Source organism: Ruegeria sp. I1 (assembly GCF_056532675.1).
The window spans coordinates 12531-38321 of the sequence record NZ_JBQFNM010000004.1 but is presented as its reverse complement, the minus strand read 5'-3'; the positions used below and the strand labels follow the sequence as shown (position 1 = coordinate 38321).

Here is a 25791-nt window from a genome sequence, read left to right as displayed (position 1 = left end):
TTTGCCCCTTCACAATGTACGAGTCACCGGCACCGCCCCAGTGCCCAAATTGTTCTGCGTTATAGGGTCCGCGCCGAAAGGTGCAAGAGGTATCGGAAATCGGAGCTAAAATGCCGCTTTATTCTCTTTCCTTTGGCGGCGTATTCTCTATATCGCGCAGCACTGTTGATGAGGATGCACTTGCGTATTCGTTTCGATCAGGGCCCTGCCGGTCCGGGAACCCGGTTTGACCGGCCATCCCACATCATCCGCGCGGACAGAGCGGATCAGGTGCCGCATGCGCTGGCGACCTTGGATGAGGCGCGCGCATCGGGCGGGTGGCTGGCCGGCTATGCCAGCTATGAGCTTGGCTACACGCTTGAGCCCCGTCTGGCTGCGCGACTACCAGAGGGGCGAAAGCTGCCTTTGCTGTGCTTTGGCGTCTATGACCTGCCAAAGCAAAGCGAATTGCCCAAAGCCTCGGGCGGTGTATCAAAGTTTCAGCCGCGTTGGGACGAGGCGCGATACAGCCGGGCGTTCAAATCCGTGCATGACGCAATCGGCGCGGGCGATATTTATCAGGCCAATCTGACATTCCCGATTGATCTGGAAATCGACGGCGACAGCGCCTCGCTTTATGCGGCGCTGACCTCGGGCCAGCCGGTCGGACACGGGGCGTTGGTTCAGCAAGACGGATTGCCCGATCTGCTCAGCCGCTCGCCCGAGTTGTTTATGCGTACAGATGAGGTCGGGCAGATCGAAACGCGTCCGATGAAAGGCACACAGCCGCGAAGCGAGGATATGGCCGAGGATGCCCGCCGCCGAAACTTCTTGTCCAGCGATGAGAAGAACCGGGCCGAGAACCTGATGATCGTTGATCTGCTGCGCAACGATATCAGCCGGGTTGCCCTGCCGGGGTCGGTTCATGTGCCTGAACTGTTCAAAGTCGAAACCTACGCGACTGTGCACCAGATGGTTTCGCTGGTGCGGGCAAAATTGCAGATTGGTGCTGGGCTGTCGGACATCCTAACGGCTCTCTTCCCGTGTGGGTCAATCACCGGTGCCCCCAAAATCCGCGCGATGGAGATATTGTCTGAGTTGGAGCCTTGGCCGCGCGACATCTATTGCGGCACAATTGGCTGGGCCGCGCCGGATGGCCGGTCCGAGTTCAACGTCGCCATCCGTACGCTTATGACGGAGGGTGGCAAAGCGACCCTGAATGTCGGCGGCGGCGTGGTCTGGGACAGCACGGCCCCATCGGAATACGAGGAGGCATTATGGAAAGCCCGCTTTGCCCACCAGTTGAGCCTGACTTCCGTCTGATCGAAACGCTCGGCTTTCGGCCCGGGCAAGGGTTCGAGCGGGAGGATCGGCACCTGAACCGTATGAGCCAAACAGCATCGGCTCTGGCCTTGCCGTTTGACCATGCCGCGGCGCAGGCGATGTTGTCCGAGGTGGAGTGTGATGTCGCCCTTCGGTGCAGGCTGACGATGGATGTCGCTGGTCAGTTCGATCTGACGGCCGCCCTCCTGGCGGACAATCCCCCACTCTGGCGACTTGCCGTCTCTAACATCAAGTTGAGTTCCGACGACATCTGGCTCCGCCACAAAACAACCCGTCGTGTGATCTATGATACTGCGCGCGCGTCGATGCCCAGAGCTGTGGATGAGTTGTTGTTTCTGAACGAGCGGGGCGAGCTGTGCGAGGGGTCAATCACCAATCTGTTCCTTGAAACACCCGACGGTCGTCACTTAACTCCGAAACTGTCGAGCGGGTTGTTGCCCGGTATCTTGCGAGAAGAGTTGCTGGAACAGGATTTTGCTGAGGCAGTACTGACGTTGAACGACTTGAAGGATGCGAAGGCGGTTTATATGGGGAATTCCCTGCGCGGCCTGATCCCGGCTGAGTTGGTGAGCCTGTGAATAGAAACGCGACATTAACAACCCCTCCGGTCGCGCTGACGCGCTTAAGGTTTGAGTTTTGCCTGTTTTTTATCGCAGCCCCTTTGGCCATCGCGGTTTTCCTGCCGCCCAACTGGATGTTTCCGGCGCTATTCGCCTTCACCGGTCTGGGTATCCTTCTGCTGCACGCGACACCGGGGTTTCGCTGGGCCGAACTGAGATACGGCTGGGCGAATTGGTCGCTGCGTGAACTGGCGCTGTTTGCAGGGGCGACCGCTGCGTTCTGTATCACGCTGATCTATGTCACACGCCCTGACGCGGCTTTTGCGCTTCTACGGTACCGGCCCGAGTTGCTGGCCTTCATCTGGGTTGGCTATCCGTTGCTATCTGCGTTACCACAGGAATTGCTGTTTCGCCCGCTATTCTTCCGCCGGTATCACGCCTTGCTACCCGAAGGGCGCCGGGCCGACTTGCTGAACGCAGCCATCTTTTCCTTCGCGCATCTGATGTATTGGAGCTGGATTGTAGCCATCATGACCTTTGTTGGTGGGCTGCTCTTTAGCTGGGCCTATCGCAAGCGCGGCTCGTTTTTCTATGCGGTTTTGCTGCACGCGGTTGCCGGGAACATCATCTTTGCAGTTGGTCTTGGCATCTATTTCTATTCGGGCAACGTGCAAAGGCCGTTCTGACCGCGCGACTTGCCTTGACTTTCCGGGCCTGACGGGGTGTATCGGCGCGACGAATTCAGCGCCCGAAGGGATATTCCATGCACGCCTATCGCAGCCACACCTGCGCCGCTCTGACCGCCGCCAATGTCGGTGAAACCGTCCGTATTTCTGGATGGGTGCATCGGGTCCGAGATCACGGTGGCGTGCTGTTCATCGACCTGCGCGACCATTTCGGTGTGACACAAGTTCTGTGCGATGGCGACAGCGCGGCCTTTGCCGAACTGGAGAAGGTTCGGTCCGAATGGTGTATCCGCATCGATGGCACCGTCAAAGCGCGCGACGCCGATCTGGTGAACCCGAAACTGCCAACTGGTGAGATCGAGGTTTATGTGCGCGAACTAGAAGTTCTGGGCGCAGCCGACGAGCTGCCGCTGATGGTGTTTGGCGATCAGGAATACCCCGAGGAAACCCGCTTGCGCTATCGCTATCTGGACCTGCGCCGCGAGGCGATGCAGCAGAACATGACCCTGCGCTCGGACGTCGTGGCCTCGATGCGCCGCCGGATGTGGGATCAAGGCTTCCGTGAATACCAGACACCGATCATCACCGCCTCTTCGCCCGAAGGCGCGCGCGACTTCCTGGTGCCTTCGCGTCTGCACCCGGGCAAGTTTTACGCGCTGCCGCAAGCGCCTCAGCAGTTCAAACAGCTGATTATGGTGTCGGGTTTCGACAAATATTTCCAGATCGCGCCGTGCTTCCGTGACGAAGACCCGCGCGCGGATCGCTCGCCGACCGATTTCTACCAGCTTGACCTTGAGATGTCGTTTGTCGAGCAGCAGGATGTGTTCGACACAATCCAACCCGTTTTGACCGGTGTGTTCGAAGAGTTCGGCGGTGGCCTTAAGGTCGATCAGGAATGGCCGCAGATTTCCTACAAGGATGCGGCCCTGTGGTACGGCAGCGACAAGCCCGACCTGCGGAACCCTATTAAAATGCAAGTGGTCTCCGACCACTTCCGCGGGTCTGGCTTCGCGATTTTCGCGAAGCTGTTGGAGCAGGACGGCACTGAAATCCGCGCCATCCCGGCTCCGACTGGCGGCAGCCGCAAGTTCTGTGATCGTATGAACGCTTTCGCCCAGAAAGAGGGTCTGCCGGGGATGGGGTATATCTTCTGGCGGGATCAGGGCGAAGGGATGGAGGCTGCTGGCCCGCTCGCCAAGAACATCGGCCCAGAGCGAACCGAGGCAATCCGTCAACAATTGGGTCTGGGCGTCGGTGACGCGGCGTTCTTCCTGGGCGGCAAGCCGAAGGCCTTTGAGAAGGTGGCTGGCAAGGCACGCGATGTCATCGGTGAAGAACTGAACCTGACAGAAAAAAACCGTTTTGCCTTTGCCTGGATCGTCGATTTCCCGATCTATGAACAGGACGAGGAAACCGGCGCGATCGATTTCGAACACAACCCGTTCTCGATGCCGCAGGGCGGCATGGAGGCGTTGCAGGGCAACCCGCTGGACGTGCGCGGCTATCAGTACGATCTGGCCTGTAACGGGTATGAGCTGGTTTCGGGCGCGATCCGGAACCACAAGCCGGAAATCATGCTGAAAGCTTTTGAGCTGGCAGGCTATGGCGAGGACGAAGTGAAATCCCGCTTTGGCGCCCTGTTCAACGCGTTCCACTACGGCGCGCCGCCACACGGTGGTTGTGCTGCGGGTATCGACCGGATCGTGATGCTGCTGGCCGATGAGGCCAACATCCGTGAGGTCATGATGTTCCCGATGAATCAGCGGGCCGAAGACCTGATGATGGATGCACCGTCTGATCCGAGCTCGGATCAGATGATGGAACTAGGTCTGCGGATCATTCCGCAGGATTAAGGTGCTTTAGTCAGATCGCTTAGACCCGCTGGCAGAGCGTGAAACCCAGATCGACTTGCCCCTGGCAGGTAACCGCAATCACAATTCCCTCCTCCGCGCATTGCGGACGAGGGTGCGGCGACGCCGATAGAACTGGCGCGAAAACCCGCGGCTAGTCGATCAGCTTTTCCAACCCCTTTCGGTTGACCCGAATGGATCGGGCGGTTTGGCGGGTGTGGCGGTACATCCAGACAAACAGTAATGATGCAGTGATAAAATACGCGGTTGCCATTTCAAATCGCCTCTCGCTGTTCCAGCCGTGTTTGAACAAGGCCCGCAACCTGCGCAGCCAGTGCCGTGATCGGGGTGCCTTGAACGCGCGATTGGGCAAGCTTGCGCGCGGCTTCCGCAAGGACAGTATCTTCGGCCTCGCGCGCAACGCCCTGCAGAAACTGGGCGGCATAATCCAAGGTGCGTGGATCGGTGGGTCCTGCCAGAACATCTGCGATATGGGCCATGTCATCCTGATAAGCCAGAGGGTCCGGCTGAATGACCTCATCCCGGACCGAATGCAGGCCACTGGGGCGTCGATCTTCGGGCAGGCATTCAAGGATGGATTTCTGAAAATAAGACATGGATTTTAAAGGCTTGGGCAGGAAGCCATCCGCCCCGACGCTCTGAGCTACAGTCTGGTTCTCATCATCGCCTGACATGCCCAGAATCACGCTGATCCGTGGGGATGCCGCGCTGAGTTCAGCGATCAAATCGGCGCCCGATCCGTCCGGCAATCCCATATCCACCAGAATGACAGACGGGCGATAGATCTGCAGATGGCGGCGTGCGGATTTCAGACAGTCCGCGCGCCTGATCCTTGCCCCACTGTGCAGGCACATCAAACGAATGGCATCGCAGGCGTAGCGACTGTCTTCGACGACCAAAATGGTTTGCCCCAGCAGTGGCCGCGTTGCCGTGGGCGCGGCGATGGTGGTGGCGAAGGGGACCGAATCGTCCATGGCAGCTCTCCTATCCAACAGTTGGTTCACGCTAGGAACTTCTGGCTAACACAGGGTTAACGGGCGATTTGGCGCACTTGTTCTTTGCGGGGGCTGCCCCCATAACCCAGTTAACGCAAGCCTGAGGAGACTATTATGATAGGACGCCTGAACCACGTCGCCATCGCCGTACCCGACCTTGAAGCCGCATCCGAGCAGTACCGTTCTGCGCTGGGTGCCAAGGTGGGTGCACCGCAGGATGAGCCGGATCATGGTGTCACGGTCGTGTTCATTGAACTGCCCAATACAAAGATCGAACTTCTGTTTCCGCTGGGCGATGACAGTCCGATTAACGGGTTCCTCGAGAAAAACCCCGCAGGAGGCATTCACCATGTGTGCTACGAGGTCGAAGATATCATCGCCGCCCGCGATCACCTGAAAGAAACCGGTGCGCGTGTATTGGGCAGCGGCGAGCCGAAAATCGGCGCGCATGGCAAGCCCGTTTTGTTCCTGCATCCCAAGGATTTCAACGGCTGCCTGGTCGAGCTAGAGCAGGTATAACAACCCCTAGCCTGGAGGGCCCGAAATGACCATCACCGCTGCGCTGGTGCTGTTTGCAGTCATCTGGTTTTTGACGCTGCTTGTTGTGCTACCCATTCGCATAAAAACGCAGGGCGATCTGGGCGATATCGTTCCGGGCACCCATGCAGGTGCGCCGGAAGTGCATCATATGAAGAAAAAGATGTGGATCACGACCGGTATCACGTTCGTTTTGTGGGCGATCATCGCGGGGATCATCTTGTCCGGTTGGATTTCTGTGCGCGATTTCGACTGGCTGAACCAGCTGGAACCCCGCTGAACGGTGTCAGGCTGTACGGGCCGACACTGCATGATAGATATGAGTGAAGGTCGCGGCCCCGATAATCGGGATCACCAAATTCACCAGCGGGACGGAGAGCGGGATAGCCATCAGCGTGCCCGCCAGCCAGATCGTCGAGGCATGCTTCGCACGCAGTTGACGCGCCCCATCACGCCCCAGTCGACGCATCGCAGCAAGAGTGAAGTACTCGCGTCCCAGCAGGAATCCGTTCATCGCCCAGAAGATGAAGGGCGCAAAAGGGGGGAACATGGCATAAAGGACCAGCGCCAGAATGTTCGCCAGGATCAACACACCCATAAAGCTGAGACCGTCCATGACCGCCTCGCTGAACGGGATGCGAGGGACGGGCGGCAGGTGGGGGTAATGCTTGTCTTCGACCGCTTGTGCCACCTCTTCCAGAAAGATCGAGGTGATGGCCGAGGCGACAGGCACCATCAGGAATACGGGCAGAATCATAACCAAAAAGATGCCCGAATAGTTCAGCACATCATTCAGCCAAGACACCTCGCCAACGAAAGGTAGTGATATCTCGTTTCCGGACAGAGAATTGATGATCCAGATCGCACCCGCGCAAGCGAGGAACAGCAAAAGGATCGTCAGGCCAATTCCACGCAGCAAGACCGACCGAAACTTGGAGTCACCAATCTGACCGAGCGCGGCAAAAAACGCGTTGAGGATGATCATTCAGAAACCCATTCGGTCAGTGCATCAACATCAGGGCGCGGGCGCTCGGGCGGAGTGGGGCCTTCGGTGGCGATATGAATCAGACCGGCCAGACGTTCGTTCTGATCCAATCCAAAGGCGGCCTTGCAAAACGCGGGGTCATGAGATTGCCAGCCGGACAACCAGTTCGCCCCCCAACCTGCCGCCAATGCGGCGTTCAACAAGGCAAGGCAAACCGCCCCTGCGGAATAAGTCTGCTCAATCGCAGGGATTTTTTCCGAAGGTTTTTGAACCTCGACAACGGCGACGGCCAGATGCCCAAGGTCGAACTGATTGCGGGCCTTGGCGATATCTTCCGGAGTTTTCCCGAGTGCCTGACCACATGTTTCGGTCAACGCGGCCAGACGAGCCATCGCACCTTTCTCGATCACGATAAAGCGCCAGGGCTCCAGCTTGCCATGATCCGGGCTGCGTGCAGCGGCCGTCAGCAAAGGCAATAGCTGATCCCGCGTAGGCGCCGGAGCGACCAGCGTCTTTGCAGGTCGAGACCTGCGCGACAACAGAAACTCTAGTGCGGCGGGGTTCTTCAAGGACATATGTTAACTTCCTTTACATCAGCTCTGTCTATCTTGGGCGGCGTAGCTGGCGTTTCAAGGGCGTGCTAATGTATTTGGCGGATCAATTTCACCTCAACCTGTGCCGTGCAAGTGAAATAGTGCACAATATTCCGGCTGCGCCGCCCAAACGCGGGGCGGTTTTTTAGGGCTGGGCAGTTTGGTTTGAGGGTTTATTCGCGCTGATCCAGTGTTTCTCGGATCTGGTAAACACCTTCGGGCAAATCCAGGGCGGCCGCCAGATCACGCACTTGTTCGGGCGACAGGGTAATCTTCTGAATTTGTTCGGTCCGGGGGTCCAGTTGTTCCAGAGTCACACATTCGGCAAAACTGTTGATGACGACATCCTCGTGCAAAGGCTTGGGGCCTTCATCCACCAGAGTAATGACTGTCGAGTCGAATTCATGCTCAATCGAAAACATGAAGTCAGAGTGCAGCCCACAGCCTCTCAATGCAACCCGCAACTGATCGAAACCGCAGTGGTACTGACCGTCGGGTATGACTATGTTGGGCTGAAAGCCTGATCGGCAAAAGGAACAATCCATGCATCGCTTTGCTCTGCTTATGTCGGCCGTGTTTCTTGCGGCGTGCTCAACAGGTGAGTTGCGTTTGGTTCCTGCTGAGGAGTGGCGCGGGCTGACACCCGACGAGGCTGCCAGTGCTGCGGCCTTTCGGGCTGTGAGCCGAGAAGTTGGTCAGGAGGCGCGTACGCAATGCAAGCGGTCCGCCAGCGCAGAGAATTGTGATTTTGGCATTTTTGTCGATTTGAATCCGTCTGCCCCACCAAATGCATTTCAAACTTTGGATGATCAAAAGCGGCCTGCCATCATCTTTACCCGGTCGATGATCGAATCGACCCGGAACACTGATGAACTGGCCTTCGTGATGGGACATGAAGCGGCGCACCACGTACTGAACCACATTGCCCGACAAAGTAAGAACGCCAGCATAGGTGCTGCGAAATTTGGTGAGGCGGAACGTATACGGGGTAAGGGGGACGCCGCTGTGGAGCGGGCGCAGAAGCTGGGGGCGAAGGTTGGGGTGCAGGCCTATGTTCAGGACTTTGAGCTTGAAGCAGACCAACTAGGAACGATCATAACCTTCAACGCTGGTTACAACCCGTTGGTTGGCGCAAAATACTTTGATCGCATCCCAGATCCCGGAGACAGCTTTCTGGGAACCCACCCCCCGAATGCCGAGCGGGTTCAGATTGTTCTGGAAACCTCTCGCAAACTAGGGCTGTCGCCGTGACAGAACTGGTGCGGCTGGGTGTGATCCTGACGGATCGCGGATCAAAATACGCGGTCTCAGGTGCGGCGGTGTCGTCACGTACACAGGTCGATGCGGTACTGACTGCGTTGAAACGTGATAAGTCCTACTCCAAAGCCACTCACAATACCTGGGCCGCGACCCTACCGACGGGGTCACTCAAGGCCGATGACGGGGAAAGCGGCGCGGGCATGGTCATCCTGCGGATGATGGAGCGCGAAGAACTGCAGAATCACGTGATCATCGTCACCCGTTGGTACGGCGGGAAAAAGCTGGGCGGTGATCGTTTTCGGCGTGTTCAAGATGCAACGCGCGCCTATTTGGACCATATCGCGGCTTCTGCTTGACCTGAATCAAGGTTTTGCCTTGGCCAGCGGATACCTTTCCCTCGTGGCGCGACAGGGAAAGGACAGGACATGCCCAGCCGAGAGACTTTGCGATTGCACGCCGGATTGGTCGACGACATGGCGCGGATGCTGGATATCGACCTGCAGGAGGCCGCTATCGAAGGCGGCATATCGATTGATCAGATTTCGGATGCTGTTGTCCGGTGTGCCGATTGCCCAAACCCGATACACTGCCAAAACCTGTTGCAGAATGCCGACGCGCTGGATCGTGCGCCGGAATATTGCCGCAACCAGGAGTTGCTGCACAAGCTAAGACCCTAACAACGGTGATCTGATGCCACGGCTCGGAGATATCATGACCCACCTCCGTTTGGTCTTACGGATGGGTCAGGCGACCGGCACCGATCTTGTTGCTGCGCATCGCACAGGTCATCTCAGTCAGGCAGACTGGGCCGAGATGATCCGGTGTTGCCGTGGCTGCATGTGGGCAAAGCAATGCCCTGAATGGCTGAACGAGCGCGAAGTCGCTGCAGCCGTCCCTAACAGATGTCCAAATCGAGCACGGTTCGCGGCGCTGAAACGCGCGCAGATGGAAGACGCCTGATGCCCCGTCAAATGCTGGGCCAGATTGAAAAGCACTTCTGGTTGACACGTTCTGTAGCGCGTTCAATGGGCATTTCTTTCACTGAAGTGATTGCCGAAGGGCGACTTTCCGCCGAAGGATATGCGGCATTGGTGACGCGTTGCAGGGCAGCGGGCTGCAGCAAGGAATGCGCGATCTGGTTGGCTAAAAACCGAGGTATCGCAACGTCGGCGCCCGAGTTTTGTGCAAATGCCGATCAGCTTGTTGCCTTGCGCTAACGGTCAAATCTTCGAATGTGATCCATCGCACAAAGGGGCTTTCTGGCTGTGCTTGCAGCAGCAGAAAAACACCTTTTTGTTGGATTCAGCCGTGTATTTCAGGGGTTCAAAGTCCGTACCCTTATGCGATCCATCGCAAAATGGCTGCTTCGCTGATCGGCCGCATGCGCACCAGAAATAGGTCTTGCCCTCAACAACATCGATGGGAACGGGTTCTTTTTTGGCAATGATTGGTGCGTCTGACATGTGGCTTCTCCGATCTTGGCTGATGTCACCTGGAAGAGTAAGGCAATGCCCTGGAAAGGGTAGGGCAAATACAAATCGCGTTCAGATAGACGGTTACACAGGCATAGGTTCGCTGCCGGTCACCGGTTCGTGATCGATTCTGTTGCCAGAGTGTTTTTCTGACTTTATCCTGAAAATGGCCCCGAAAAACTGGGCAATATCAGAAAAGTAATAGAGGAAAGACGGACATGAAACTGAAACTCGCTGCTGTTGGCGCCTTCGCACTGATCCTGACTGCCTGCGCGCAGCAGGAAGAACCTACGCCTGTCTACGTACAGCCAAGCTATGACAAGGCTGGCACACCAAGCTGCCCGGGCGGGTATGACCTGGCGACGACCGAAGCAGGTGAGACCGTCTGTAACCCGGTTACACAATAAGCTTTCTGCAGGCGGTCCAGTCTGGGCCGCCTGTCCCCCAAGCGAATGAAGCCGCCTGCTAGGCGGTTTTTTGTTTTGTGCTTAATTTGGACATACGAGCGGCCCGGTCACGAATGACACTGCTCAGTTGATCTTGCCCCACAGGTCATATTCACCGGCTTCGTCAACCGTTACCTGGACAATGTCGCCCGGTTTAAGGTCTTCGAACCGCTCGTCAATGAAAAGGTTCCCATCAATTTCCGGTGCATCGGCTTTGGTGCGGCAGGTGGCGGCCTCGGCATCCACTTCGTCTACGATCACCTGGATCGTTTGCCCGACCTTGGCCTGTAGCTTCGCCTCGGAAATCGCCTGTGCTTTCTCCATAAAGCGCTCCCACCGGTCTTGTTTGACCTCGTCGGGAACATGATCCGGCAAGTCGTTCGAGCGTGCGCCAGCGACGTTTTCGTATTGAAAACAGCCAACGCGATCTAGCTGCGCCTCATCCATCCAGTCCAGCAAGGTCTGGAACTCGGCCTCTGACTCGCCCGGGTAGCCAACGATAAAGGTCGAACGCAGGGTGATGTCAGGGCATATGGCGCGCCACGCCCGGATCTCATCCAGGGTTTTTGCAGCTGCCGCAGGGCGCGCCATGCGTTTCAGAACATTCGGGTGCGCGTGTTGGAACGGGATATCCAGATAAGGCAACACGTTGCATCCGGCATCCGCCATCAACGGGATCAGCTCGCGAACATGCGGGTAGGGGTAGACATAGTGCAGACGCACCCAGGCATCGAGATGTCCCAACTCACGCGCCAGATCGGTGATATGGCTACGGATCTCGCGATCTTTCCAGGGATTCACATCGTACTTCCGATCCAAACCATAAGCCGAGGTATCCTGCGAGATCACCAGCAACTCGCGCACGCCGTTATCGACTAATTTTTCTGCCTCCCGCAGCACCGCATGGGCCGGACGGCTGGCCAGCTTCCCACGCATGTCGGGGATGATGCAGAACTTGCATTTGTGGTTACAGCCTTCCGAAATTTTCAAATAGCTGTAGTGGCGCGGGGTTAGTTGCACGCTGCTTGCAGGTAGCAGGTCGACGAACGGGTCCGGGTCCGGCGGAACCGCTGCGTGCACCGCATCCAGAACCTGTTCGTATTGATGGGGTCCGGTGACTGCCATGATGCGCGGGTGATGTTCGCGGATATAATCCGGTTCCGCACCAAGGCAGCCGGTAACGATCACCTTGCCGTTTTCAACCAGTGCTTCGCCAATCGCATCCAGCGACTCGGCCTTGGCACTGTCCAGAAACCCACAGGTGTTCACGATGACAGCATCGGCCCCCGCATAATCGGGTGAAATACCATATCCTTCGGCCCTTAAACGGGTCAGGATACGCTCGCTGTCGACCAAGGCTTTGGGGCATCCCAAAGAGACCATGCCAATGGTTGGCTGGTTTGAACGGGACGACTCGGGCATCCGGGCGGTGGGCGCCAGGTCGGGGCGTAGATTTGGCGGGTTCGTGGTCATGGCGCGGCATATAGTGGGGAAAGCTTCCCCTTGCAAATATCGCGATGCATTTGGATGATGAAATCAAACAGGCCAGCAGGTGGAGAGCAGACACATGAAATGGCTAATACGCATCGTGTTCATTCTTGTCGCTGTTGTTGGGCTGGTCTTTGGTGCCTTGCTGCTGATGCCTGGCGACAAGCTTGCGGCAATCCTGTCTGAGCAGGTGAAGGCCCAAACAGGCCGTGATCTGACCCTGACAGGTGACGTAAACCTGTCGTTCTGGCCGGTTCTGGGGATGGAAACCGGTCCTGTGACATTCGGCAACGCCGACTGGGCCGGTCCCGAACCGATGCTAAGCGCGCAAAGCCTTGCCGTGGGTGTTGATGCCGCCGCTTTGCTGGCAGGTGATTTGAAGATCAAACGTGTCTTTGCAGATAATCCTGTTCTGCGCCTCGAACTGTCAGAGGGGCGGGGAAACTGGGTGTTGGGCGCGCCTTCTTCTGCATCGTCCGGAGGTGGTAGCGCCTCTGGCACAGTGCCAACTGAATCGAGTGCAGCGGTGACGCTGGAACGGTTAGAGCTTACGGATGCGCGCCTCATCTACATTGAAAACGGCGAAACCCAGATGGATTTCTCGGGTGTGACGCTGTCGGCCAGCTGGCCTGATGTGTCGGCCCCTATGGTCATGCAGGCCAACATGGGTGTGCCGGGCGGTGCGGTGCAGGTGGACCTGAAGATCCCCGATCTACCTGCGTTTTCCGCTGGTAAGGTGACGCCCCTGGAACTGTCATTGAAAGCGCCTGGTGGCGAGATAGGGTTCGACGGTCGGGTCAACCTGTCCGGAGAGATGGACGGCAAAACACTAATCACCACCCAAAGCACTGAAAAGATGTTAGCCGCTTTTGGGCAGGGAGGTGTCGGCGTTCCCTATGGCTTGGGCCAGACGGCGGATATCTCGACCCAGATGACCTACACAAAAGACGGCAAGGTGTCACTGCGTGATATGGTGGCCCAGCTTGATAACAACCGTTTTGCGGGCGAAGCCGATATCACGATTGCCACGACGCCGAACATCGTCGCCCGGTTGGACGCGGGGGCGTTGGACCTGACCAAAGCAACTGGCAAGGTCGAAGGATCGAGCGGCGATTCCGCGCCATCAGCCAGTGAGGGCTGGTCCAAAGACCCGATTGATGCATCGGCCTTGTCTCTGGCGAATGGCCAAATTCGCCTGACCGCGAAGTCTATTGCGGTTCCGGGCATGGAGTTTGGCGCGTCGGACCTTACACTCAGTTTGGATCGCGCACGCGCGGTGTTGGAAATGCAGCCCGCGACGTTGTTTTCCGGTCAGCTGAACGGGCAGGTGGTCGCGAACAATCGAAACGGCTTGTCCGTGGGCGGCAACCTGAAAGCCAGCGGCCTCAATCTGCAACAGGCGTTAACGACACTGGCGGGGGTAGAGCGCCTGTCCGGTACCGCATCAGGGGCTGTCGAGTTTCTGGGGGTAGGGCAAACCGAAGATCAGATCATGCGCTCACTTAGTGGTAAGGGCAACGTAGATGTTGAGAGCGGTGTGATCTCAGGCTTTGATCTGGATCGGCTTATGGGCCGCGGCACGGGATCAGGCGGCACAACGGTGTTTAACAGCCTGACCGCCAGCTATGTGATCGACAAAGGTGTGCTGACCAACAATGACCTGTTGATGTCGCTTAAGAACTTCCGCGCCGATGGCAAAGGCAGCGTCAATCTGGGTGCGCGCAGTATTGACTATCTGTTCACGCCAACCGCGCTTCGGGCCAATTCTGGCGATGGTATTTCGGTGCCGGTGCGCATTGAAGGGCCGTGGAGCAACCCCTCGATCAAACCCGATCTCACGAAGGTCATCGAGGCTGCGGCCGAAGGGAAGGTCAAGGAACTGGAAGACAGCGCCAAACAGAAGGTGTTCGACAAGATCGGGCAAGAGCTGGACACAACAGTCACTGATAGCGATCAGATTGAAGACGCGCTGAAGAACAAGCTGGAGGAAGAGGCCAAGAAAGGCCTGTTGAAATTGTTCGGCGGCGATTGAGCTGACTGGGCTGGGGCCTCAGCGCCCCTTGTCCTTAGATAGTCTGATCGTAGTCACCGACTCCGGGCTCCGAGCGGATCACGGCATCGATATCCGAGAAGATGGCGCGCATTTCGGCCTCGCTTTCGCTGCTTTCGCAAACAACCACCAAGTTGGGTGTGTTCGAAGACGCACGCACCAATCCCCAGCTGCCATTGTCCAGAATGACGCGGACGCCGTTGACGGTCACCACCTCTTTGATCGCGCGGCCCGCAAGGCTTTCGCCCGCTTCTGCTTTGGCGACCAGCTTGTCGACCAGCCGGTTCAGAATATCGTATTTTTCTGTATCCGCCGCGTAGGGCGACATGGTTGGTGTGGACCATGTCTTAGGCAAGGCCTTGCGCAGGTCCGACATGCTTTGGTCCGGACTACGATCCATCAGCTTGCAAATCTCAACGGCGACGCGCATGCCGCAGTCGTAACCACGCCCGACCGGTTCGGCCAGAAAGTAGTGCCCGGATTTCTCGAACCCTGCTAAAGCGCCAATCTCTTTGACGCGCCGTTTCATGTGGCTGTGCCCGGTTTTCCAATAGTCGGCTTTGACGCCCAGGGCCTGTAGCTTTGGGTCGCTGGCGAATAGGCCAGTGGATTTCACATCCGCAACAAAGGTCGCCCCTGGATGTAGTTTGGCAAGATCGCGGGCCATTATAACACCGACCTTGTCGGCGAATATCTCTTCGCCTTCATCATCGACAACACCGCAGCGGTCGCCGTCCCCGTCAAAGCCAAGCGCCAGATCGGCACCGCTTGATTTAACGGTATCGGCCATGTCGTGCAGCATCTCCATGGCTTCTGGATTGGGGTTGTAGTTGGGGAACGTGTAGTCCAGCCGGGTGTGGCTGGGCACGACTTCAACACCGATCCGTTCAAGGACTTCGGGCGCGAACGCTGAGGCTGTGCCGTTGCCGGTGGCGCAAACCACTTTCAGCGGGCGAGTCATTTTGAAATCGCCAACCAGATCGTCGATATAGGCCTCTTTCACGCCATCGACGAATTCATATGACCCACCTGATTGGAGCTGCCCTTCGCCGCCCAGAACGATGTCACGCAGTTCGGCCATTTCGTCAGGGCCATGGGTCAGGGGGCGCTCGAATCCCATTTTCACACCAGTCCAGCCGTTTGGATTGTGGCTGGCCGTGACCATGGCGACAGCCGGAACATCCAGATGGAACTGCGCGAAATAGGCCATTGGGCTAAGCGCGGGGCCAATATCCTTGACCTGAATGCCCGCTTGCATCAGCCCCAGGATCAGCGCGTTTTTGATCGATAGGGAATAGTCGCGGTAATCGTTTCCAACCGCTATGACAGGCTCGATCCCGCGCCGCTGAATTTGTGTGCCCAAACCCAGGCCAAGCGCCGTCATCCCGGGCAGGTTGATCTCTTCTGGGTATTTCCAGCGCGCGTCATATTCCCGAAACCCTGTGGGCTTGATCATTGCGTCGCGCAGAAAGCTCCAGGTGTTAGGGGACACCTCGGGGATAGGTTTGGTCACAACAGCACTCAATCGTTAAATCTGGATGGGGTTCGCTTTGGCCAGCGCATCAAAACGCATCAATGTGTCGATGAGTTTTGGCATTTGGTCCAGATAAATCATGTTCGGACCATCGCAAGGCGCATTGTCCGGGTCCTGGTGCGTTTCCATGAAAACTGCCGCTGCACCGACTGCCACGGCTGCGCGCGCCATCACCGGCGCAAATTCACGCTGGCCGCCAGATGACCCGCCTTGGCCGCCCGGTTGCTGTACCGAGTGGGTCGCATCCATGACCACGGGGTAACCGGTTTTAGCCATGTGAGGCAGCGACCGCATATCGGCCACCAGAGTGTTGTAGCCAAAGGATGTGCCACGCTCGGTCAACAAGATGTTCTGATTGCCGGTGCTTTCGATCTTCGAGATGATATTCGGCATTTCCCACGGGGCCAAAAATTGCCCCTTTTTAACATTGACCACAGCACCAGTGTTTCCGGCAGCCAACAGCATATCCGTTTGGCGGCACAAGAAGGCCGGGATCTGCAAAACATCCACCGCCTCTGCGGCGATGGCGCATTGGGCTTCGGTGTGGACGTCTGTCAGCACCGGCACGCCGATGGTTTTGCGGATGTCGTCCAGAACCTTCAGCCCCGCATCAATACCCATGCCGCGTTTGCCTGACAGCGAGGTCCTGTTGGCCTTGTCATATGAGGCCTTGAACACGTATTGAGCGCCCGCGGCCTCACAGGCTTCTTTCATCTTGCCCGCAATCATCTGGGCATGATCGGCTGTTTCAAGCTGGCACGGACCGGCAATAATGGTCAGCGGAAGATCGTTGCCAACCGTCAGGTCGGAGATTTTGACATGTTTCATGTGTTTTACGAGGATACCTGTTCACGAAGGACCGACGCGGTAAGCGAGATCATCAGGTAGATACCAGCAAACAACAGGAAAGCCAAAATCGTATTTTCGAACTTGCGCGGATAGCTGGGATCTTGGCTTGGCACAGGATTGACCGAGACGGTCAGATACCGCACCTGCCGGTTGGCCTCGGTTCGTGTGGTTTCCATGTACTGCATCGCGGTTTGCAGCAACATATCCCGTGCGACCAAATCAGCCTGTGCCATTTGAATCCGAACGCTCAGGCGGGCCAGCGAGTTTTCGCCTGCCGAGACATCCAGCATCTCGGCATTCAGCTCGTCCAGCACGTTTTCCAGTCGGGTAATATCTGCGTTCACCCCGTCGACCTTGGCCTGGTTGGGGCGCAGATTGTCCAGCAAGGCAGCCAGCTCAAGGCGTTTGTCTTGCAGCAAAATCTCGATCTCGTTAATCCGACCACGCAGACCTGCAAGAACGTTTTCGGGGTCAAGAACCGCGCCTTGAAGCTGCAGTTCGATCAGGTCTTCCTGAGCTTGCCTGCGCGCCGCTTGCGCCGCTTCGAAGCTTTCAAGCGCGTCGCGCATCTGGTCATCACGCTTTTTACCAGACAGCGTGTTCACGCGGCTTTCCGCATATGAAATCAAACGCTCGGAAAACTCGGTCGAGGTCTGCGGGTCCGGGGCGATGATTTCCATCCGGATGATTCCGTCGGTAGGATCGTATCCGATCGTTACGATGCGCTTATAAAGCTTATAAGCCTCTTCCAGTGTTGCGTCTGGGGCCAAACGTTGGACCGGATCGATCCAATCCTGCTTGAACACCTCTGAAAACCCGGCATCCCGGTCCAGCAGCAGCAATGCTTCTTTTGACTCCAGAAAGTCCTGGACTGAGACTGAGTCCGGCCCGGTGGCAAACGGTGTGCCAGACAACAGGCCACCAACTGCCGCGCCTGCACCATCCGCTTGCAGGATTGAGAAGGAGGAGTTGCTGGCATACATCGGCGTCGCGATGCGGTAGAAATAGAACCCCACGACAAAGGTCGGCAGCAAAACAAACGCGGCCAATCTGGCGAATAGGGTGAACAGTTTGATGCGCCGCCTGCGCGCGATCTCTTTCTGAATTTGCCCGATTTCCAGGTTGCGCCGTTCGGCAGGGCTCATTTCAGGGCCCGGAACACTGTACTGTTTTTCCTGCGCGGTTTGGGGCAGCTGAACCCGGACCTTGTCGTTGGGCCTGCCGTGCTGTGCATCTGCACTCGGCTCTTTTGCGGCGGCAAGCTCCAGCAGATTTGTCCGCTCGAACGGATCAATGCCCTTTTTGCGCAGCAGGCGCACAGCGTCATAGTCCGAGGACGCGGCAAGCCCGTGCTTTTGGGCAAGACGTCTTGCGATGCGCAATTGGCGCCCGGTCAGACCTTCGCGCTTGATATCGCCCAATTCCGTTCCGGGCTGGGTTTCATTGGCGGCGGCGGGGCTTTGCGTGGCGTTTCGGATGCGCGCAATAGCATCCGCGCGCGCCTCGGCCGAGGCATCGACCTGCCGCTTGCGGCCCAGATTGTACTTTCTAACCTTGGGTTTCGTAGTCATATAGCTGTTTTGCCTCTTCCAAGGTTTCAAACATGTAAAGCTGCCCGTCCAACAGAACCGCCGCCTGTTGGGCAAACTTCTCTAGTGTTTCGGGGCTGTGCGATACAATCACCAAGGTCGTCGTGCGCAGACGTTCCTGCAGGATGTCCCCGGCTTTCTTGTTGAACTCAACATCCGTGGAAGAGGGCATCCCCTCATCGATCAGATACATGTCGAAATCCAGCGCCAGCAGCAGCGAAAAGGTGAATCGCGCCCGCATCCCCGAGGAATAGGTCGCAAGTGGCTGGTTGAAATATTCACCCAAACCGCAAAGCCAACTGCAATAGGCCTCAACATAATCGGGGTCCATGCCGTATATTTTGGCGATGTAGCGCGCATTTTCCAGCGCCGACATCTTGCTGGACACACCCCCGGTAAATCCCATTGGAAAGGACACTTTGCAATCGCGGCGTATGACTCCTTCATCCGGCTTTTCCAGCCCCGCCATCATATTGATAAGTGTGGTTTTTCCGGTTCCATTGGGGGCGAGGACCCCAAGAGATTTTCCCAGTTCAACCCGGAATGAGACCTGATCCAGGATCACCTTTCGGCTGGTCCCGGTCCAGAAGGATTTGCTGACATTCTCGAACTCAAGCATCTGCTCTCTGCTGCTCAATCCAGTATTGTGTCGCTCTTATCACATGGCGATGAGGTGCATTTCCTATCGGTCCATGTTGGCTACATTATGTCGAATTATGAAACAAATCATCAATATGCACCAGCGATTGGAAGGGGCAGGTAACATTCGATGGTCAATCTGATCGATGAGATTCAAGCTTGCCGCCTTTGCGCCGATCAATTCGCGCAAACTGAGACGGCCCATTCACCGCGCCCGGTCGTTTGGTTTAAGCCGGACACACCTATCCTGATTGCTGGGCAGGCGCCGGGCGCGCGCGTACATGAGTCGGGCCGCCCGTTCACGGATCCCTCAGGGGATCGATTGCGCGCTTGGTTGGGCATTGGTGATTCCGTCTTCTACGACCGGGCCAAGCTGTCCATTGTGCCCATGGCATTTTGTTTTCCCGGATATGACGCCAAGGGCGCGGACTTGCCGCCTCCTGCGATTTGCCGAAAGACATGGCATGACCGCGTGGTTGAGGCGCTTGGCAGGGTGCCGCTGACGGTTCTTGTGGGTGGCCATGCGCATAAATACCATCTTGGCGCGCGTGGTTCGGTTACGGATACGGTCAAAGGTTGGAAGTCCCACGCACCACATGTCTTCCCCTTGCCTCATCCGTCCTGGCGCAATACGGCATGGTTAAAGAAAAACCCGTGGTTCGAAGCCGAGCTGCTGCCAGTTTTGCGGGCCAGGGTGCAAGAGGTACTGGATGACTGAAACAACGGCATTGGATACGGCTCACGCCGCGATGCACGCCGCCCCGAACGATGACAAAGCTCGGTTGAAGTTCTTCGAGCGTTTAGCAGATAGTGAACTGTTCCTGATGCTGACCGAAGAGGTCCAGGGCGACAACATCTCGCCCGAGGTGTTCGACGTGGCGGACGGGCAGTTTGTGTTGGCGTTTGATCGCGAAGACAGGCTGGCGCAGTTCGCGGACCGCCCGGTGCCTTACGTTGCGTTGTCCGGTCGGGTGCTGTCATCGTTGCTTGCGGGGCAGGGGATCGGCCTGGGTCTGAACCTGGAGGTGGCCCCGTCTTCGATGTTGATCCCGGCCGAGGCGCTGGGCTGGTTGGCGACGACCTTGCAGCACGGCCCGGAAGAAGTGCAGGAAAGGATCGCTGAGTTTCTGCCACCGAAAGGGCTGCCCGACAACCTGCTGACTGCACTTGATACAAAACTCGCAACTGCCGGTGGGCTGGCCCAATCGGCCTATTTGGTCGCGACGAAATCAGCACACGGTGCATCAGGACATCTGCTGGGGTTTGTAGGTGCGATTGAAGGGGCCGAGGCGGCTCTAGCCAAAGCCGCATCCGAGGCGTTGACCTTTTCAGGTGTCGAAGCGGGTGCGATGGATGTTGGGTTCTTCGCGATGGATGATGTCGCGGCTGGGCTGCTGGCGAAAACAGGCTTACGGTTCGACCTGCCACAGCCGGAAAAACCGGATACTATACGCCCAGCTCCGGGGAGTGACCCTGAAAAGCCACCGATCCTGAAGTGACGACCTACCCTTTACGCGGCGCCAAAGCGACACCGCGGAAGGATATGATCTGTCTTATTCGGATGCTGTTTCCAGCTTGTCCTGCGTGCGCGTTTCGAAATCGCTGGCCTCGTGGCGTTCGTGCAATTGTGTGTGCAGCTCGCCGAACGGGCGGTTGACCATGCGACCCCGTTGAACCGCCGGACGCGCATCAATCGCTTTGGCCCAACGCATGACGTTTTTGTAGGATTCGACATCCAGAAACTCTGCAGCGTCATAGAGGCGGCCCAGAACCAGTTGCCCATACCAGGGCCAGATGGCCATGTCTGCAATGGTGTAGTCTTCGCCCGCGATATAGGTTTTCTCGGCGAGCTCTCGGTCCAGAACGTCCAACTGGCGCTTGGTTTCCATTGCGAAACGGTCGATCGGGTATTCCCATTTTTCAGGTGCATAAGCATAGAAATGGCCAAAACCGCCGCCTAGATACGGTGCACTGCCCATTTGCCAGAAGACCCAGTTCATCACCTCGGTCCGTTCTGGGCTGGACTTGGGCAGGAAGGCGTCGAATTTCTCGGCCAGATGAAACAGGATCGAGGCGCTTTCGAAAACGCGGAGCGGTTGGTCGCCGGATCGATCCCAAAGCGCAGGGATTTTCGAGTTTGGGTTGGCCCCAACAAAGCCCGAGCTGAACTGATCACCTTCTCCTATGTTGATCAACCAGGCATTATATTCGGCACCTTCGTGACCCAGGGCCAACAGCTCTTCCAGCATCACGGTAACTTTGACGCCATTGGGCGTGGCCAGCGAATACAGCTGCAAAGGATGGCGTCCAACGGGAAGATCCTTGTCATGGGTCGCGCCCGCGATAGGCCGGTTGATGTTAGCAAATCGCCCGCCGCTTTCGCTGTCCCATGTCCAGACCTTTGGGGGAGTATATGTGGATTGATCGCTCATCTGGTGCCTTTCTTACCAAATCCGGGTGCACGCGCGCCCGATCTTCCTACAGCTAATGTTGCAATCTTCCGAGTCCAACCCCGCCTATCGGTGCTTCCTGTAATATTCCCCGGAGAACATCTCACGATTTCTCGTTCTGGGTCACAGCGGCGCGAGCAGGGCTACGACGGGAAACAAATTCGCTTATTGTTAGCGCAGTCCCGCCAACACGGCGCCCTTGGGCACATGACCTAGAAAAGGAATGACCATATGAAACGCTTTGCTTTGACTTTCGCTGCGGCCATGACACTGGCTGTTCCGGCCTTCGCCGGCCCGCAATATGTTGACGGCACCGGATTTGCCGTCTCGGGCTATGACGTGGTTGCCTATCGCAACCTGGATCAGGTTCCTGTTGGCCAAAGTCAGCCCTCGGGCGTTCGTGGAAATGCGGATATCACCGCTGAATACAACGGTGCGACCTGGGCGTTTTCGACCGAAGAAAACCGCGACAAGTTTCTGGAAAACCCGGCCTACTATGCGCCCCAGTACGATGGCCACTGCGCTTATGGTGTCTCAAAAGGTGGCAAGGTTCCGGCGAACCCGAACCTGTGGCGCATCGTTGATGACAAACTGTATCTGAACATCACGGATGTCGTGGTTGGCTTCTGGGAAGAAGATGTGCCGGGCAATATCAATCTGGCCGAAGGCAACTGGCCGGGCATTGAAACCGGTGATGCGTCGACCAGTGTTATCCCCAAATTCACCTCGGAAGGCCCGGTTAGCAACTAACCGACCACTCACGAAACAAGGCCCGGCTTACCCCCATAAGCCGGGCCTTATGCTGATCAGCTGGCGAGCCAATACTCGTTCCGGATCGCCTGATCAGCTTCGAACCGAATGCGCACACTTTTCGCGCCGGGGAATTTGCTTTCGCAGATCTTATCCGGAATGACGACCTCACCAGCGCCCTGGTCGTTTGACTGAAAGCTCAGAACCTCGGTTTCGCTGTTTCTCGACGAGCTCAGAACCGAGGTCGGCAGAGCAATACGATTTGCGCCTTCACACACCGGCGTTGGCACAAAATAAGTTAGATCGCGCCCATAGCATCCAACTGCGTCAGGAACGTGATCCGATTCCGCAAGCATGACCGCGTCAGGGTCAGTGGCACTATGCGATTCCGCACTTGGCAAGGCACGGCTCGGGTCCAACATGGCCACACAATTGGCGATATCTTCGGGCTCCAGCTCGATAATGCGCCGCCGCAGACGTGGTCGCCGCGGTTGGCTGGGCCCGTTGTTGTCCCCTTTGACGGTCAAGCCTTCTTTGCGCAGATAATCATAGGCCGCTTTGGCCCTTGCGAAGTTTGCAGAATCCCCACCCGTGTGATCGGGATGGGCGTGAAAGGCAATGCGCCGCCACGCATCCCGGATATCATCCGGAGCGGCATTTGGGTCCAACCCGAGGTCCGCCAATGCGTCGGTGCGTGCCTTAACTTTGTCAACAGTCTCCATACTCAATACACTCTTTACAAACACATGATCCGAGTTTCGGCATCGTCACATTTTTGTCAATTTTTACAGAGTATTGGGGTGGTCAGGGATGACAATGTGCGCATGGTTTGCGGATTGTTTTTGAATTCAATGCTCACCTTGGGCAGAACCACAATGCGGCAACAACTGAGCCTTGTAATATGGAAAGCCCAGACCGCGATGCAGTCCGGGCAGAAATCCAAAAGAAATGGTTTTGTTAGGCGACGTTCTGAAGCTCGGTTTTCGGGGTGATCCCCAATGCAAAGCAGACATCGCGGGTCAGTTCCGGGCGGTTCAGCGTGTAGAAATGCAGCTTGTCCACACCACCTTCGATCAGGTCAGAACACAGCTCGGTGCAAAGAGCTGTGGCCAACAGATCCTCGCGGTCGTCGCGCACGGCTTTCTCAAATGCCTGATCGACCCAGTCCGGGATATGGGCTCCGCAACGCTGGGCAAAGCTGCGCGCGCCTTTCCAGTTTTCGATTGGCAGAATGCCCGGCACGATGGGCTTGTCGATCCCGGACTTCACGCAGGCATCGCGGAAGCGGAAAAAGGTTTCTGCTTCGAAAAAGAACTGGGTCAAAGCCTCATCCGCGCCTGCATCCAGCTTTGCCTTTAACCAGTCTACATCTGCCTGCATATCGCGGGCTTCAGGGTGTTTGTCGGGATAGGCACCAACGCGGATGCTGAACATCTCGGTCTCGGCCAGCGCTTCGATCAGTTCGACGGAATGGGCAAAGCCCTCGGAATGAGCGACGAACGTGTTCTGCCCTTTTGGTGGATCACCGCGCAAGGCCACAATGTTCTCGACGCCCGCTCGGGCGAACCTGTCTGCGATCTCCAGCGTTTCCTGACGCGACGCATCAACGCAAGTCAGATGCGCCGCAACCGGCAAGCCAGACGACTTGTGTAACGTCGCAACCGCATCCCGTGTTAGCTCTCGTGTGGTGCCCCCGGCGCCATAAGTAACCGAGACAAAGCGGGGTTCTAACGGGGCCAGTGTCTGCACCGTGTCCCAAAGACGAAATGACGCCTCAAGTGTTTTTGGCGGAAAGAACTCAAATGAAATTTCAGGTCTGGTCATCACGGCCTCGCAGGATCAATTGAGCCTCTTGTGCCATGTGAAGCGATGTGAGACAAACTCATATTCTTCAAGAACAACATGAGTTGCGCGACATATGCATATCGAGTTCCGGCACCTGCGGACCATCAAAGCCATCCATGAATGCGGTGGCCTGGCGCGTGCGGCCGACCAGCTGAACATCACACAATCTGCGCTGAGTCATCAGATCAAAGGGTTGGAGGATCAGGCCGGGGTCGAGCTGTTCCTGCGCCGGTCGAAGCCGATGAAACTGTCTGCTGCCGGTCTGCGACTGCTGCGGTTGGCCGAACAGATCCTGCCGCAGGTCGAAGCCGCGCAGCAAGAATTCACGTCGCTGCGCGACGGGCGCACGGGCCGCATGCATATCGCAATCGAATGCCACGCCTGTTTCGAATGGCTGTTTCCGGTGCTGGAATCGTTTCGGAAATCCTGGGGCGATGTGGATGTCGACATTCGCCCCGGTCTGGCCTTTGATGCCTTGCCCGCGTTGCAGAAGGAAGAGGTTGATCTGGTCGTCTCTTCCGACCCCGAAGATCTGCCGGGTGTCGAATTTGTCGAACTCTTTGATTACAATGCTGTATTTGTCGCCGCCTCGTCGCATCCGCTGGCCGAGAAGGACTATATCGAGGCTGAGGATTTTCGGGGTCAGACACTGATTACTTATCCGGTTGAGCGCACACGCCTGGATGTTTTCAGCCAATTGTTGATCCCGGCGCGGGTTGAACCGGCGGCTATTCGGCAGGTTGAACTGACCGCTGTAATCCTGCTGCTGGTTGCCTCGAACCGGGGTATTTCCGTCTTGCCCGATTGGGTCGTGCGCGAAGTCAAATACAACTCGGACTACGTTACCCGACCATTGACGAAAGAGGGAATTACCCGCCGTCTATATGCCGCTGTCCGCTCGGAAGACCTGGAAAAACCCTTCGTGCAGGAATTGGTCAAACTGGCGCGCGACGAGGCGCGGAAGTTGCAGGCGCAGTAGCAGCATTTTCGGCGGGGCTGCTATGCGCATCATTCCTCTTGGCAAGGGCGCATTGCATCAGTATACGCGCGGTTTGACCGGACAGGAGCCTTTTCACAATGGTTGGCAGTGCAAATCTCAACATCATGATCAAAGCCGCGCGCAAGGCGGGGCGGTCTCTGGTCAAGGATTTTCGTGAAGTCGAGAACCTGCAGGTGTCGATGAAGGGCGCGGGCGATTTCGTGTCCAAGGCCGATATCGCCGCCGAAGCCATCCTGAAAGAGGAACTGCTGGGCGCGCGTCCAACCTATGGCTGGCTGGCTGAAGAGGGCGGTTCGATAGATGGTGAAGACCCGACCCGCCGCTGGATTGTCGATCCGCTGGATGGCACAACCAACTTTCTGCACGGGCTGCCGCATTGGGCGGTCTCGATCGCGCTGGAGCACAAAGGCAAGATCGTTGCCGGTGTAATCTATGATGCGGCCAAGGATGAGATGTTTTTCGCTGAGAAAGGTGAGGGCGCCTGGATGAACGACATGCGGATTCGCGTTTCCGGTCGTCATCGCATGATTGAATCGATCTTCTCGACAGGTTTGCCTTTCGGTGGCCGGTCCGATCTGCCGGCGACCCTGCAAGACCTTGCGCGCCTGATGCCCGCTTGTGCCGGTGTGCGCCGCTGGGGCGCTGCTGCGCTCGATATGGCCTATGTGGCTGCCGGTCGCTACGAAGGCTTCTGGGAGCGCCGCCTGAATGCTTGGGATCTGGCCGCAGGCATCATCATCGTGAAAGAGGCCGGTGGCTTTGTGCAGCCCCTCAATCCCGAAGGCAGCGTTCTGGACGATGGCGAAGTGATCTGCGCCAACGAGCCGATCTTTGACAGCTTTGCCAAGGTGATCCGGGGCTAAACGCCT

Annotated in this window: 31 protein-coding genes; 18 read left to right on the top strand and 13 right to left on the bottom strand. The window is 57.2% G+C overall.

Annotated elements, in window-relative coordinates:
- Positions 1 to 174: 174 nt before the first annotated feature.
- From ACR0DH_RS08765 to aspS, 4 genes are all read left to right on the top strand, one after another.
- On the top strand, positions 175 to 1302 hold the full coding sequence (locus tag ACR0DH_RS08765; RefSeq protein WP_480544489.1) for an aminodeoxychorismate synthase component I: 1128 nt from the start codon (positions 175 to 177) through the stop codon (positions 1300 to 1302).
- Positions 1257 to 1901, top strand: coding sequence for an aminotransferase class IV family protein (locus ACR0DH_RS08760; RefSeq protein ID WP_480548865.1), 645 nt, complete (start codon positions 1257 to 1259; stop codon positions 1899 to 1901). The genes ACR0DH_RS08765 and ACR0DH_RS08760 overlap by 46 nt, the downstream gene beginning before the upstream one ends.
- The gene (locus ACR0DH_RS08755; RefSeq protein ID WP_480548867.1) at positions 1898 to 2569 is read left to right on the top strand and encodes a CPBP family intramembrane glutamic endopeptidase; all 672 of its coding nucleotides are present in this window, start codon (positions 1898 to 1900) and stop codon (positions 2567 to 2569) included. Before ACR0DH_RS08760 ends, ACR0DH_RS08755 begins: the two co-directional genes overlap by 4 nt.
- Before the next feature lie 77 nt (positions 2570 to 2646).
- Positions 2647 to 4422: an aspartate--tRNA ligase gene (aspS, locus tag ACR0DH_RS08750; protein WP_480548869.1), complete on the top strand. Its 1776-nt coding sequence runs from the start codon at positions 2647 to 2649 to the stop codon at positions 4420 to 4422.
- Between the two features lie 272 nt (positions 4423 to 4694).
- Here the strand turns inward: aspS and ACR0DH_RS08745 are convergent, their stop codons facing one another.
- Positions 4695 to 5414: a response regulator gene (locus ACR0DH_RS08745; RefSeq protein ID WP_480548870.1), complete on the bottom strand. Its 720-nt coding sequence runs from the start codon at positions 5412 to 5414 to the stop codon at positions 4695 to 4697.
- Between the two features lie 135 nt (positions 5415 to 5549).
- Between ACR0DH_RS08745 and mce the strand changes: the two genes are divergently transcribed.
- Both mce and ACR0DH_RS08735 read left to right on the top strand, forming a co-directional pair.
- Positions 5550 to 5954 carry a methylmalonyl-CoA epimerase gene (gene mce / locus ACR0DH_RS08740; RefSeq protein ID WP_170536308.1) on the top strand — a complete coding sequence of 135 codons (405 nt, stop codon included), beginning with the start codon at positions 5550 to 5552 and terminating at the stop codon, positions 5952 to 5954.
- 25 nt (positions 5955 to 5979) lie between these two features.
- Entirely contained in the window at positions 5980 to 6252 is a 273-nt protein-coding gene (locus tag ACR0DH_RS08735) for a DUF1467 family protein (protein ID WP_480548872.1), read from the top strand.
- Positions 6253 to 6258: 6 nt separating this feature from the next.
- Here the strand turns inward: ACR0DH_RS08735 and ACR0DH_RS08730 are convergent, their stop codons facing one another.
- From ACR0DH_RS08730 to ACR0DH_RS08720, 3 genes are all read right to left on the bottom strand, one after another.
- Positions 6259 to 6957, bottom strand: coding sequence for an EI24 domain-containing protein (locus ACR0DH_RS08730; RefSeq protein WP_480548874.1), 699 nt, complete (start codon positions 6955 to 6957; stop codon positions 6259 to 6261).
- Positions 6954 to 7532, bottom strand: a complete 579-nt coding sequence (locus tag ACR0DH_RS08725; protein WP_480548876.1) for a nitroreductase family protein — start codon at positions 7530 to 7532, stop codon at positions 6954 to 6956. Before ACR0DH_RS08725 ends, ACR0DH_RS08730 begins: the two co-directional genes overlap by 4 nt.
- 191 nt (positions 7533 to 7723) lie before the next feature.
- Positions 7724 to 7972, bottom strand: a complete 249-nt coding sequence (locus ACR0DH_RS08720) for a hypothetical protein (protein WP_353010497.1) — start codon at positions 7970 to 7972, stop codon at positions 7724 to 7726.
- A gap of 121 nt (positions 7973 to 8093) precedes the next feature.
- Here ACR0DH_RS08720 and ACR0DH_RS08715 point away from each other — a divergent pair, with 121 nt between their 5' ends.
- The 5 genes from ACR0DH_RS08715 (at position 8094) to ACR0DH_RS08695 (ending at position 10027) form a co-directional block, all read left to right on the top strand.
- The gene (locus tag ACR0DH_RS08715; RefSeq protein ID WP_480544174.1) at positions 8094 to 8801 is read left to right on the top strand and encodes a M48 family metallopeptidase; all 708 of its coding nucleotides are present in this window, start codon (positions 8094 to 8096) and stop codon (positions 8799 to 8801) included.
- Positions 8798 to 9166 (top strand): YigZ family protein, encoded by a 369-nt coding sequence (locus ACR0DH_RS08710; RefSeq protein WP_480544173.1) that lies wholly within the window; start codon positions 8798 to 8800, stop codon positions 9164 to 9166. Before ACR0DH_RS08715 ends, ACR0DH_RS08710 begins: the two co-directional genes overlap by 4 nt.
- Positions 9167 to 9235: 69 nt before the next feature.
- Positions 9236 to 9487 carry a DUF6455 family protein gene (locus ACR0DH_RS08705; RefSeq protein WP_480548878.1) on the top strand — a complete coding sequence of 84 codons (252 nt, stop codon included), beginning with the start codon at positions 9236 to 9238 and terminating at the stop codon, positions 9485 to 9487.
- A gap of 34 nt (positions 9488 to 9521) precedes the next feature.
- Positions 9522 to 9770, top strand: coding sequence for a DUF6455 family protein (locus ACR0DH_RS08700; protein ID WP_480548879.1), 249 nt, complete (start codon positions 9522 to 9524; stop codon positions 9768 to 9770).
- Positions 9770 to 10027: a DUF6455 family protein gene (locus tag ACR0DH_RS08695; RefSeq protein WP_480548881.1), complete on the top strand. Its 258-nt coding sequence runs from the start codon at positions 9770 to 9772 to the stop codon at positions 10025 to 10027. The genes ACR0DH_RS08700 and ACR0DH_RS08695 overlap by 1 nt, the downstream gene beginning before the upstream one ends.
- Before the next feature lie 3 nt (positions 10028 to 10030).
- Here ACR0DH_RS08695 and ACR0DH_RS08690 read toward each other — a convergent pair whose 3' ends face one another.
- Positions 10031 to 10273: a CDGSH iron-sulfur domain-containing protein gene (locus ACR0DH_RS08690; RefSeq protein WP_480499616.1), complete on the bottom strand. Its 243-nt coding sequence runs from the start codon at positions 10271 to 10273 to the stop codon at positions 10031 to 10033.
- Between the two features lie 227 nt (positions 10274 to 10500).
- Here ACR0DH_RS08690 and ACR0DH_RS08685 point away from each other — a divergent pair, with 227 nt between their 5' ends.
- Positions 10501 to 10689, top strand: a complete 189-nt coding sequence (locus ACR0DH_RS08685; protein ID WP_170536329.1) for a hypothetical protein — start codon at positions 10501 to 10503, stop codon at positions 10687 to 10689.
- Positions 10690 to 10812: 123 nt separating this feature from the next.
- Here the strand turns inward: ACR0DH_RS08685 and rimO are convergent, their stop codons facing one another.
- Positions 10813 to 12201 (bottom strand): 30S ribosomal protein S12 methylthiotransferase RimO, encoded by a 1389-nt coding sequence (gene rimO / locus ACR0DH_RS08680; RefSeq protein WP_480548883.1) that lies wholly within the window; start codon positions 12199 to 12201, stop codon positions 10813 to 10815.
- 94 nt (positions 12202 to 12295) lie between these two features.
- On the opposite strand from rimO, the gene ACR0DH_RS08675 reads away from it, so the two are divergent.
- Positions 12296 to 14248 carry an AsmA family protein gene (locus ACR0DH_RS08675; RefSeq protein ID WP_480548885.1) on the top strand — a complete coding sequence of 651 codons (1953 nt, stop codon included), beginning with the start codon at positions 12296 to 12298 and terminating at the stop codon, positions 14246 to 14248.
- A 34-nt stretch (positions 14249 to 14282) separates the two neighbouring features.
- Here ACR0DH_RS08675 and ACR0DH_RS08670 read toward each other — a convergent pair whose 3' ends face one another.
- From ACR0DH_RS08670 to ACR0DH_RS08655, 4 genes are read right to left on the bottom strand one after another with little or no spacing between them, the layout of a single operon-like run.
- Entirely contained in the window at positions 14283 to 15779 is a 1497-nt protein-coding gene (locus ACR0DH_RS08670) for a phosphomannomutase/phosphoglucomutase (RefSeq protein ID WP_480548887.1), read from the bottom strand.
- 15 nt (positions 15780 to 15794) lie between these two features.
- Positions 15795 to 16628, bottom strand: a complete 834-nt coding sequence (kdsA, locus tag ACR0DH_RS08665) for a 3-deoxy-8-phosphooctulonate synthase (RefSeq protein ID WP_480548889.1) — start codon at positions 16626 to 16628, stop codon at positions 15795 to 15797.
- 5 nt (positions 16629 to 16633) lie between these two features.
- Entirely contained in the window at positions 16634 to 18220 is a 1587-nt protein-coding gene (locus tag ACR0DH_RS08660; protein WP_480548891.1) for a KpsE/RkpR family capsule polysaccharide export protein, read from the bottom strand.
- Positions 18198 to 18857 carry an ABC transporter ATP-binding protein gene (locus tag ACR0DH_RS08655; RefSeq protein WP_353010523.1) on the bottom strand — a complete coding sequence of 220 codons (660 nt, stop codon included), beginning with the start codon at positions 18855 to 18857 and terminating at the stop codon, positions 18198 to 18200. Before ACR0DH_RS08655 ends, ACR0DH_RS08660 begins: the two co-directional genes overlap by 23 nt.
- Positions 18858 to 19007: 150 nt before the next feature.
- Between ACR0DH_RS08655 and ACR0DH_RS08650 the strand changes: the two genes are divergently transcribed.
- Positions 19008 to 19595, top strand: a complete 588-nt coding sequence (locus tag ACR0DH_RS08650) for a uracil-DNA glycosylase family protein (protein ID WP_480548894.1) — start codon at positions 19008 to 19010, stop codon at positions 19593 to 19595.
- Positions 19588 to 20376: an SseB family protein gene (locus tag ACR0DH_RS08645; RefSeq protein ID WP_480548895.1), complete on the top strand. Its 789-nt coding sequence runs from the start codon at positions 19588 to 19590 to the stop codon at positions 20374 to 20376. Before ACR0DH_RS08650 ends, ACR0DH_RS08645 begins: the two co-directional genes overlap by 8 nt.
- A gap of 54 nt (positions 20377 to 20430) precedes the next feature.
- Here ACR0DH_RS08645 and yghU read toward each other — a convergent pair whose 3' ends face one another.
- Entirely contained in the window at positions 20431 to 21309 is an 879-nt protein-coding gene (gene yghU, locus ACR0DH_RS08640) for a glutathione-dependent disulfide-bond oxidoreductase (RefSeq protein WP_480548897.1), read from the bottom strand.
- 249 nt (positions 21310 to 21558) lie between these two features.
- On the opposite strand from yghU, the gene ACR0DH_RS08635 reads away from it, so the two are divergent.
- Positions 21559 to 22077: a YHS domain-containing (seleno)protein gene (locus tag ACR0DH_RS08635; RefSeq protein ID WP_170536350.1), complete on the top strand. Its 519-nt coding sequence runs from the start codon at positions 21559 to 21561 to the stop codon at positions 22075 to 22077.
- Between the two features lie 56 nt (positions 22078 to 22133).
- Here the strand turns inward: ACR0DH_RS08635 and ACR0DH_RS08630 are convergent, their stop codons facing one another.
- Together ACR0DH_RS08630 and metF are read right to left on the bottom strand one after the other, a co-directional pair.
- Positions 22134 to 22799, bottom strand: a complete 666-nt coding sequence (locus tag ACR0DH_RS08630; protein WP_480548899.1) for a J domain-containing protein — start codon at positions 22797 to 22799, stop codon at positions 22134 to 22136.
- A 235-nt stretch (positions 22800 to 23034) separates the two neighbouring features.
- A complete protein-coding gene (metF, locus tag ACR0DH_RS08625; RefSeq protein WP_480548901.1) occupies positions 23035 to 23901 on the bottom strand; it encodes a methylenetetrahydrofolate reductase [NAD(P)H] in 867 nt (288 codons plus the stop codon).
- 94 nt (positions 23902 to 23995) lie between these two features.
- On the opposite strand from metF, the gene ACR0DH_RS08620 reads away from it, so the two are divergent.
- A complete protein-coding gene (locus tag ACR0DH_RS08620) occupies positions 23996 to 24901 on the top strand; it encodes a LysR family transcriptional regulator (RefSeq protein WP_170536356.1) in 906 nt (301 codons plus the stop codon).
- 98 nt (positions 24902 to 24999) lie between these two features.
- Complete coding sequence (locus ACR0DH_RS08615; RefSeq protein WP_353010537.1) at positions 25000 to 25785, top strand: inositol monophosphatase family protein; 786 nt, start codon at positions 25000 to 25002, stop codon at positions 25783 to 25785.
- Positions 25786 to 25791: the final 6 nt, after the last annotated feature.

Bases quoted from the DNA above. Each gene is read 5' to 3' on its own strand.
- ACR0DH_RS08765 (WP_480544489.1), top strand. From the start codon at position 175: ATGCACTTGCGTATTCGTTTCGATCAGGGCCCTGCCGGTCCGGGAACC.
- ACR0DH_RS08760 (WP_480548865.1), top strand. From the start codon at position 1,257: ATGGAAAGCCCGCTTTGCCCACCAGTTGAGCCTGACTTCCGTCTGATC.
- aspS (WP_480548869.1), top strand. From the start codon at position 2,647: ATGCACGCCTATCGCAGCCACACCTGCGCCGCTCTGACCGCCGCCAAT.
- ACR0DH_RS08745 (WP_480548870.1), bottom strand. From the start codon at position 5,414: ATGGACGATTCGGTCCCCTTCGCCACCACCATCGCCGCGCCCACGGCA.
- mce (WP_170536308.1), top strand. From the start codon at position 5,550: ATGATAGGACGCCTGAACCACGTCGCCATCGCCGTACCCGACCTTGAA.
- ACR0DH_RS08735 (WP_480548872.1), top strand. From the start codon at position 5,980: ATGACCATCACCGCTGCGCTGGTGCTGTTTGCAGTCATCTGGTTTTTG.
- ACR0DH_RS08730 (WP_480548874.1), bottom strand. From the start codon at position 6,957: ATGATCATCCTCAACGCGTTTTTTGCCGCGCTCGGTCAGATTGGTGAC.
- ACR0DH_RS08725 (WP_480548876.1), bottom strand. From the start codon at position 7,532: ATGTCCTTGAAGAACCCCGCCGCACTAGAGTTTCTGTTGTCGCGCAGG.
- ACR0DH_RS08720 (WP_353010497.1), bottom strand. From the start codon at position 7,972: ATGTTTTCGATTGAGCATGAATTCGACTCGACAGTCATTACTCTGGTG.
- ACR0DH_RS08715 (WP_480544174.1), top strand. From the start codon at position 8,094: ATGCATCGCTTTGCTCTGCTTATGTCGGCCGTGTTTCTTGCGGCGTGC.
- ACR0DH_RS08705 (WP_480548878.1), top strand. From the start codon at position 9,236: ATGCCCAGCCGAGAGACTTTGCGATTGCACGCCGGATTGGTCGACGAC.
- ACR0DH_RS08700 (WP_480548879.1), top strand. From the start codon at position 9,522: ATGACCCACCTCCGTTTGGTCTTACGGATGGGTCAGGCGACCGGCACC.
- ACR0DH_RS08695 (WP_480548881.1), top strand. From the start codon at position 9,770: ATGCCCCGTCAAATGCTGGGCCAGATTGAAAAGCACTTCTGGTTGACA.
- ACR0DH_RS08690 (WP_480499616.1), bottom strand. From the start codon at position 10,273: ATGTCAGACGCACCAATCATTGCCAAAAAAGAACCCGTTCCCATCGAT.
- ACR0DH_RS08685 (WP_170536329.1), top strand. From the start codon at position 10,501: ATGAAACTGAAACTCGCTGCTGTTGGCGCCTTCGCACTGATCCTGACT.
- rimO (WP_480548883.1), bottom strand. From the start codon at position 12,201: ATGACCACGAACCCGCCAAATCTACGCCCCGACCTGGCGCCCACCGCC.
- ACR0DH_RS08675 (WP_480548885.1), top strand. From the start codon at position 12,296: ATGAAATGGCTAATACGCATCGTGTTCATTCTTGTCGCTGTTGTTGGG.
- kdsA (WP_480548889.1), bottom strand. From the start codon at position 16,628: ATGAAACATGTCAAAATCTCCGACCTGACGGTTGGCAACGATCTTCCG.
- ACR0DH_RS08660 (WP_480548891.1), bottom strand. From the start codon at position 18,220: ATGACTACGAAACCCAAGGTTAGAAAGTACAATCTGGGCCGCAAGCGG.
- ACR0DH_RS08655 (WP_353010523.1), bottom strand. From the start codon at position 18,857: ATGCTTGAGTTCGAGAATGTCAGCAAATCCTTCTGGACCGGGACCAGC.
- ACR0DH_RS08650 (WP_480548894.1), top strand. From the start codon at position 19,008: ATGGTCAATCTGATCGATGAGATTCAAGCTTGCCGCCTTTGCGCCGAT.
- ACR0DH_RS08645 (WP_480548895.1), top strand. From the start codon at position 19,588: ATGACTGAAACAACGGCATTGGATACGGCTCACGCCGCGATGCACGCC.
- yghU (WP_480548897.1), bottom strand. From the start codon at position 21,309: ATGAGCGATCAATCCACATATACTCCCCCAAAGGTCTGGACATGGGAC.
- ACR0DH_RS08635 (WP_170536350.1), top strand. From the start codon at position 21,559: ATGAAACGCTTTGCTTTGACTTTCGCTGCGGCCATGACACTGGCTGTT.
- ACR0DH_RS08630 (WP_480548899.1), bottom strand. From the start codon at position 22,799: ATGGAGACTGTTGACAAAGTTAAGGCACGCACCGACGCATTGGCGGAC.
- metF (WP_480548901.1), bottom strand. From the start codon at position 23,901: ATGACCAGACCTGAAATTTCATTTGAGTTCTTTCCGCCAAAAACACTT.
- ACR0DH_RS08620 (WP_170536356.1), top strand. From the start codon at position 23,996: ATGCATATCGAGTTCCGGCACCTGCGGACCATCAAAGCCATCCATGAA.
- ACR0DH_RS08615 (WP_353010537.1), top strand. From the start codon at position 25,000: ATGGTTGGCAGTGCAAATCTCAACATCATGATCAAAGCCGCGCGCAAG.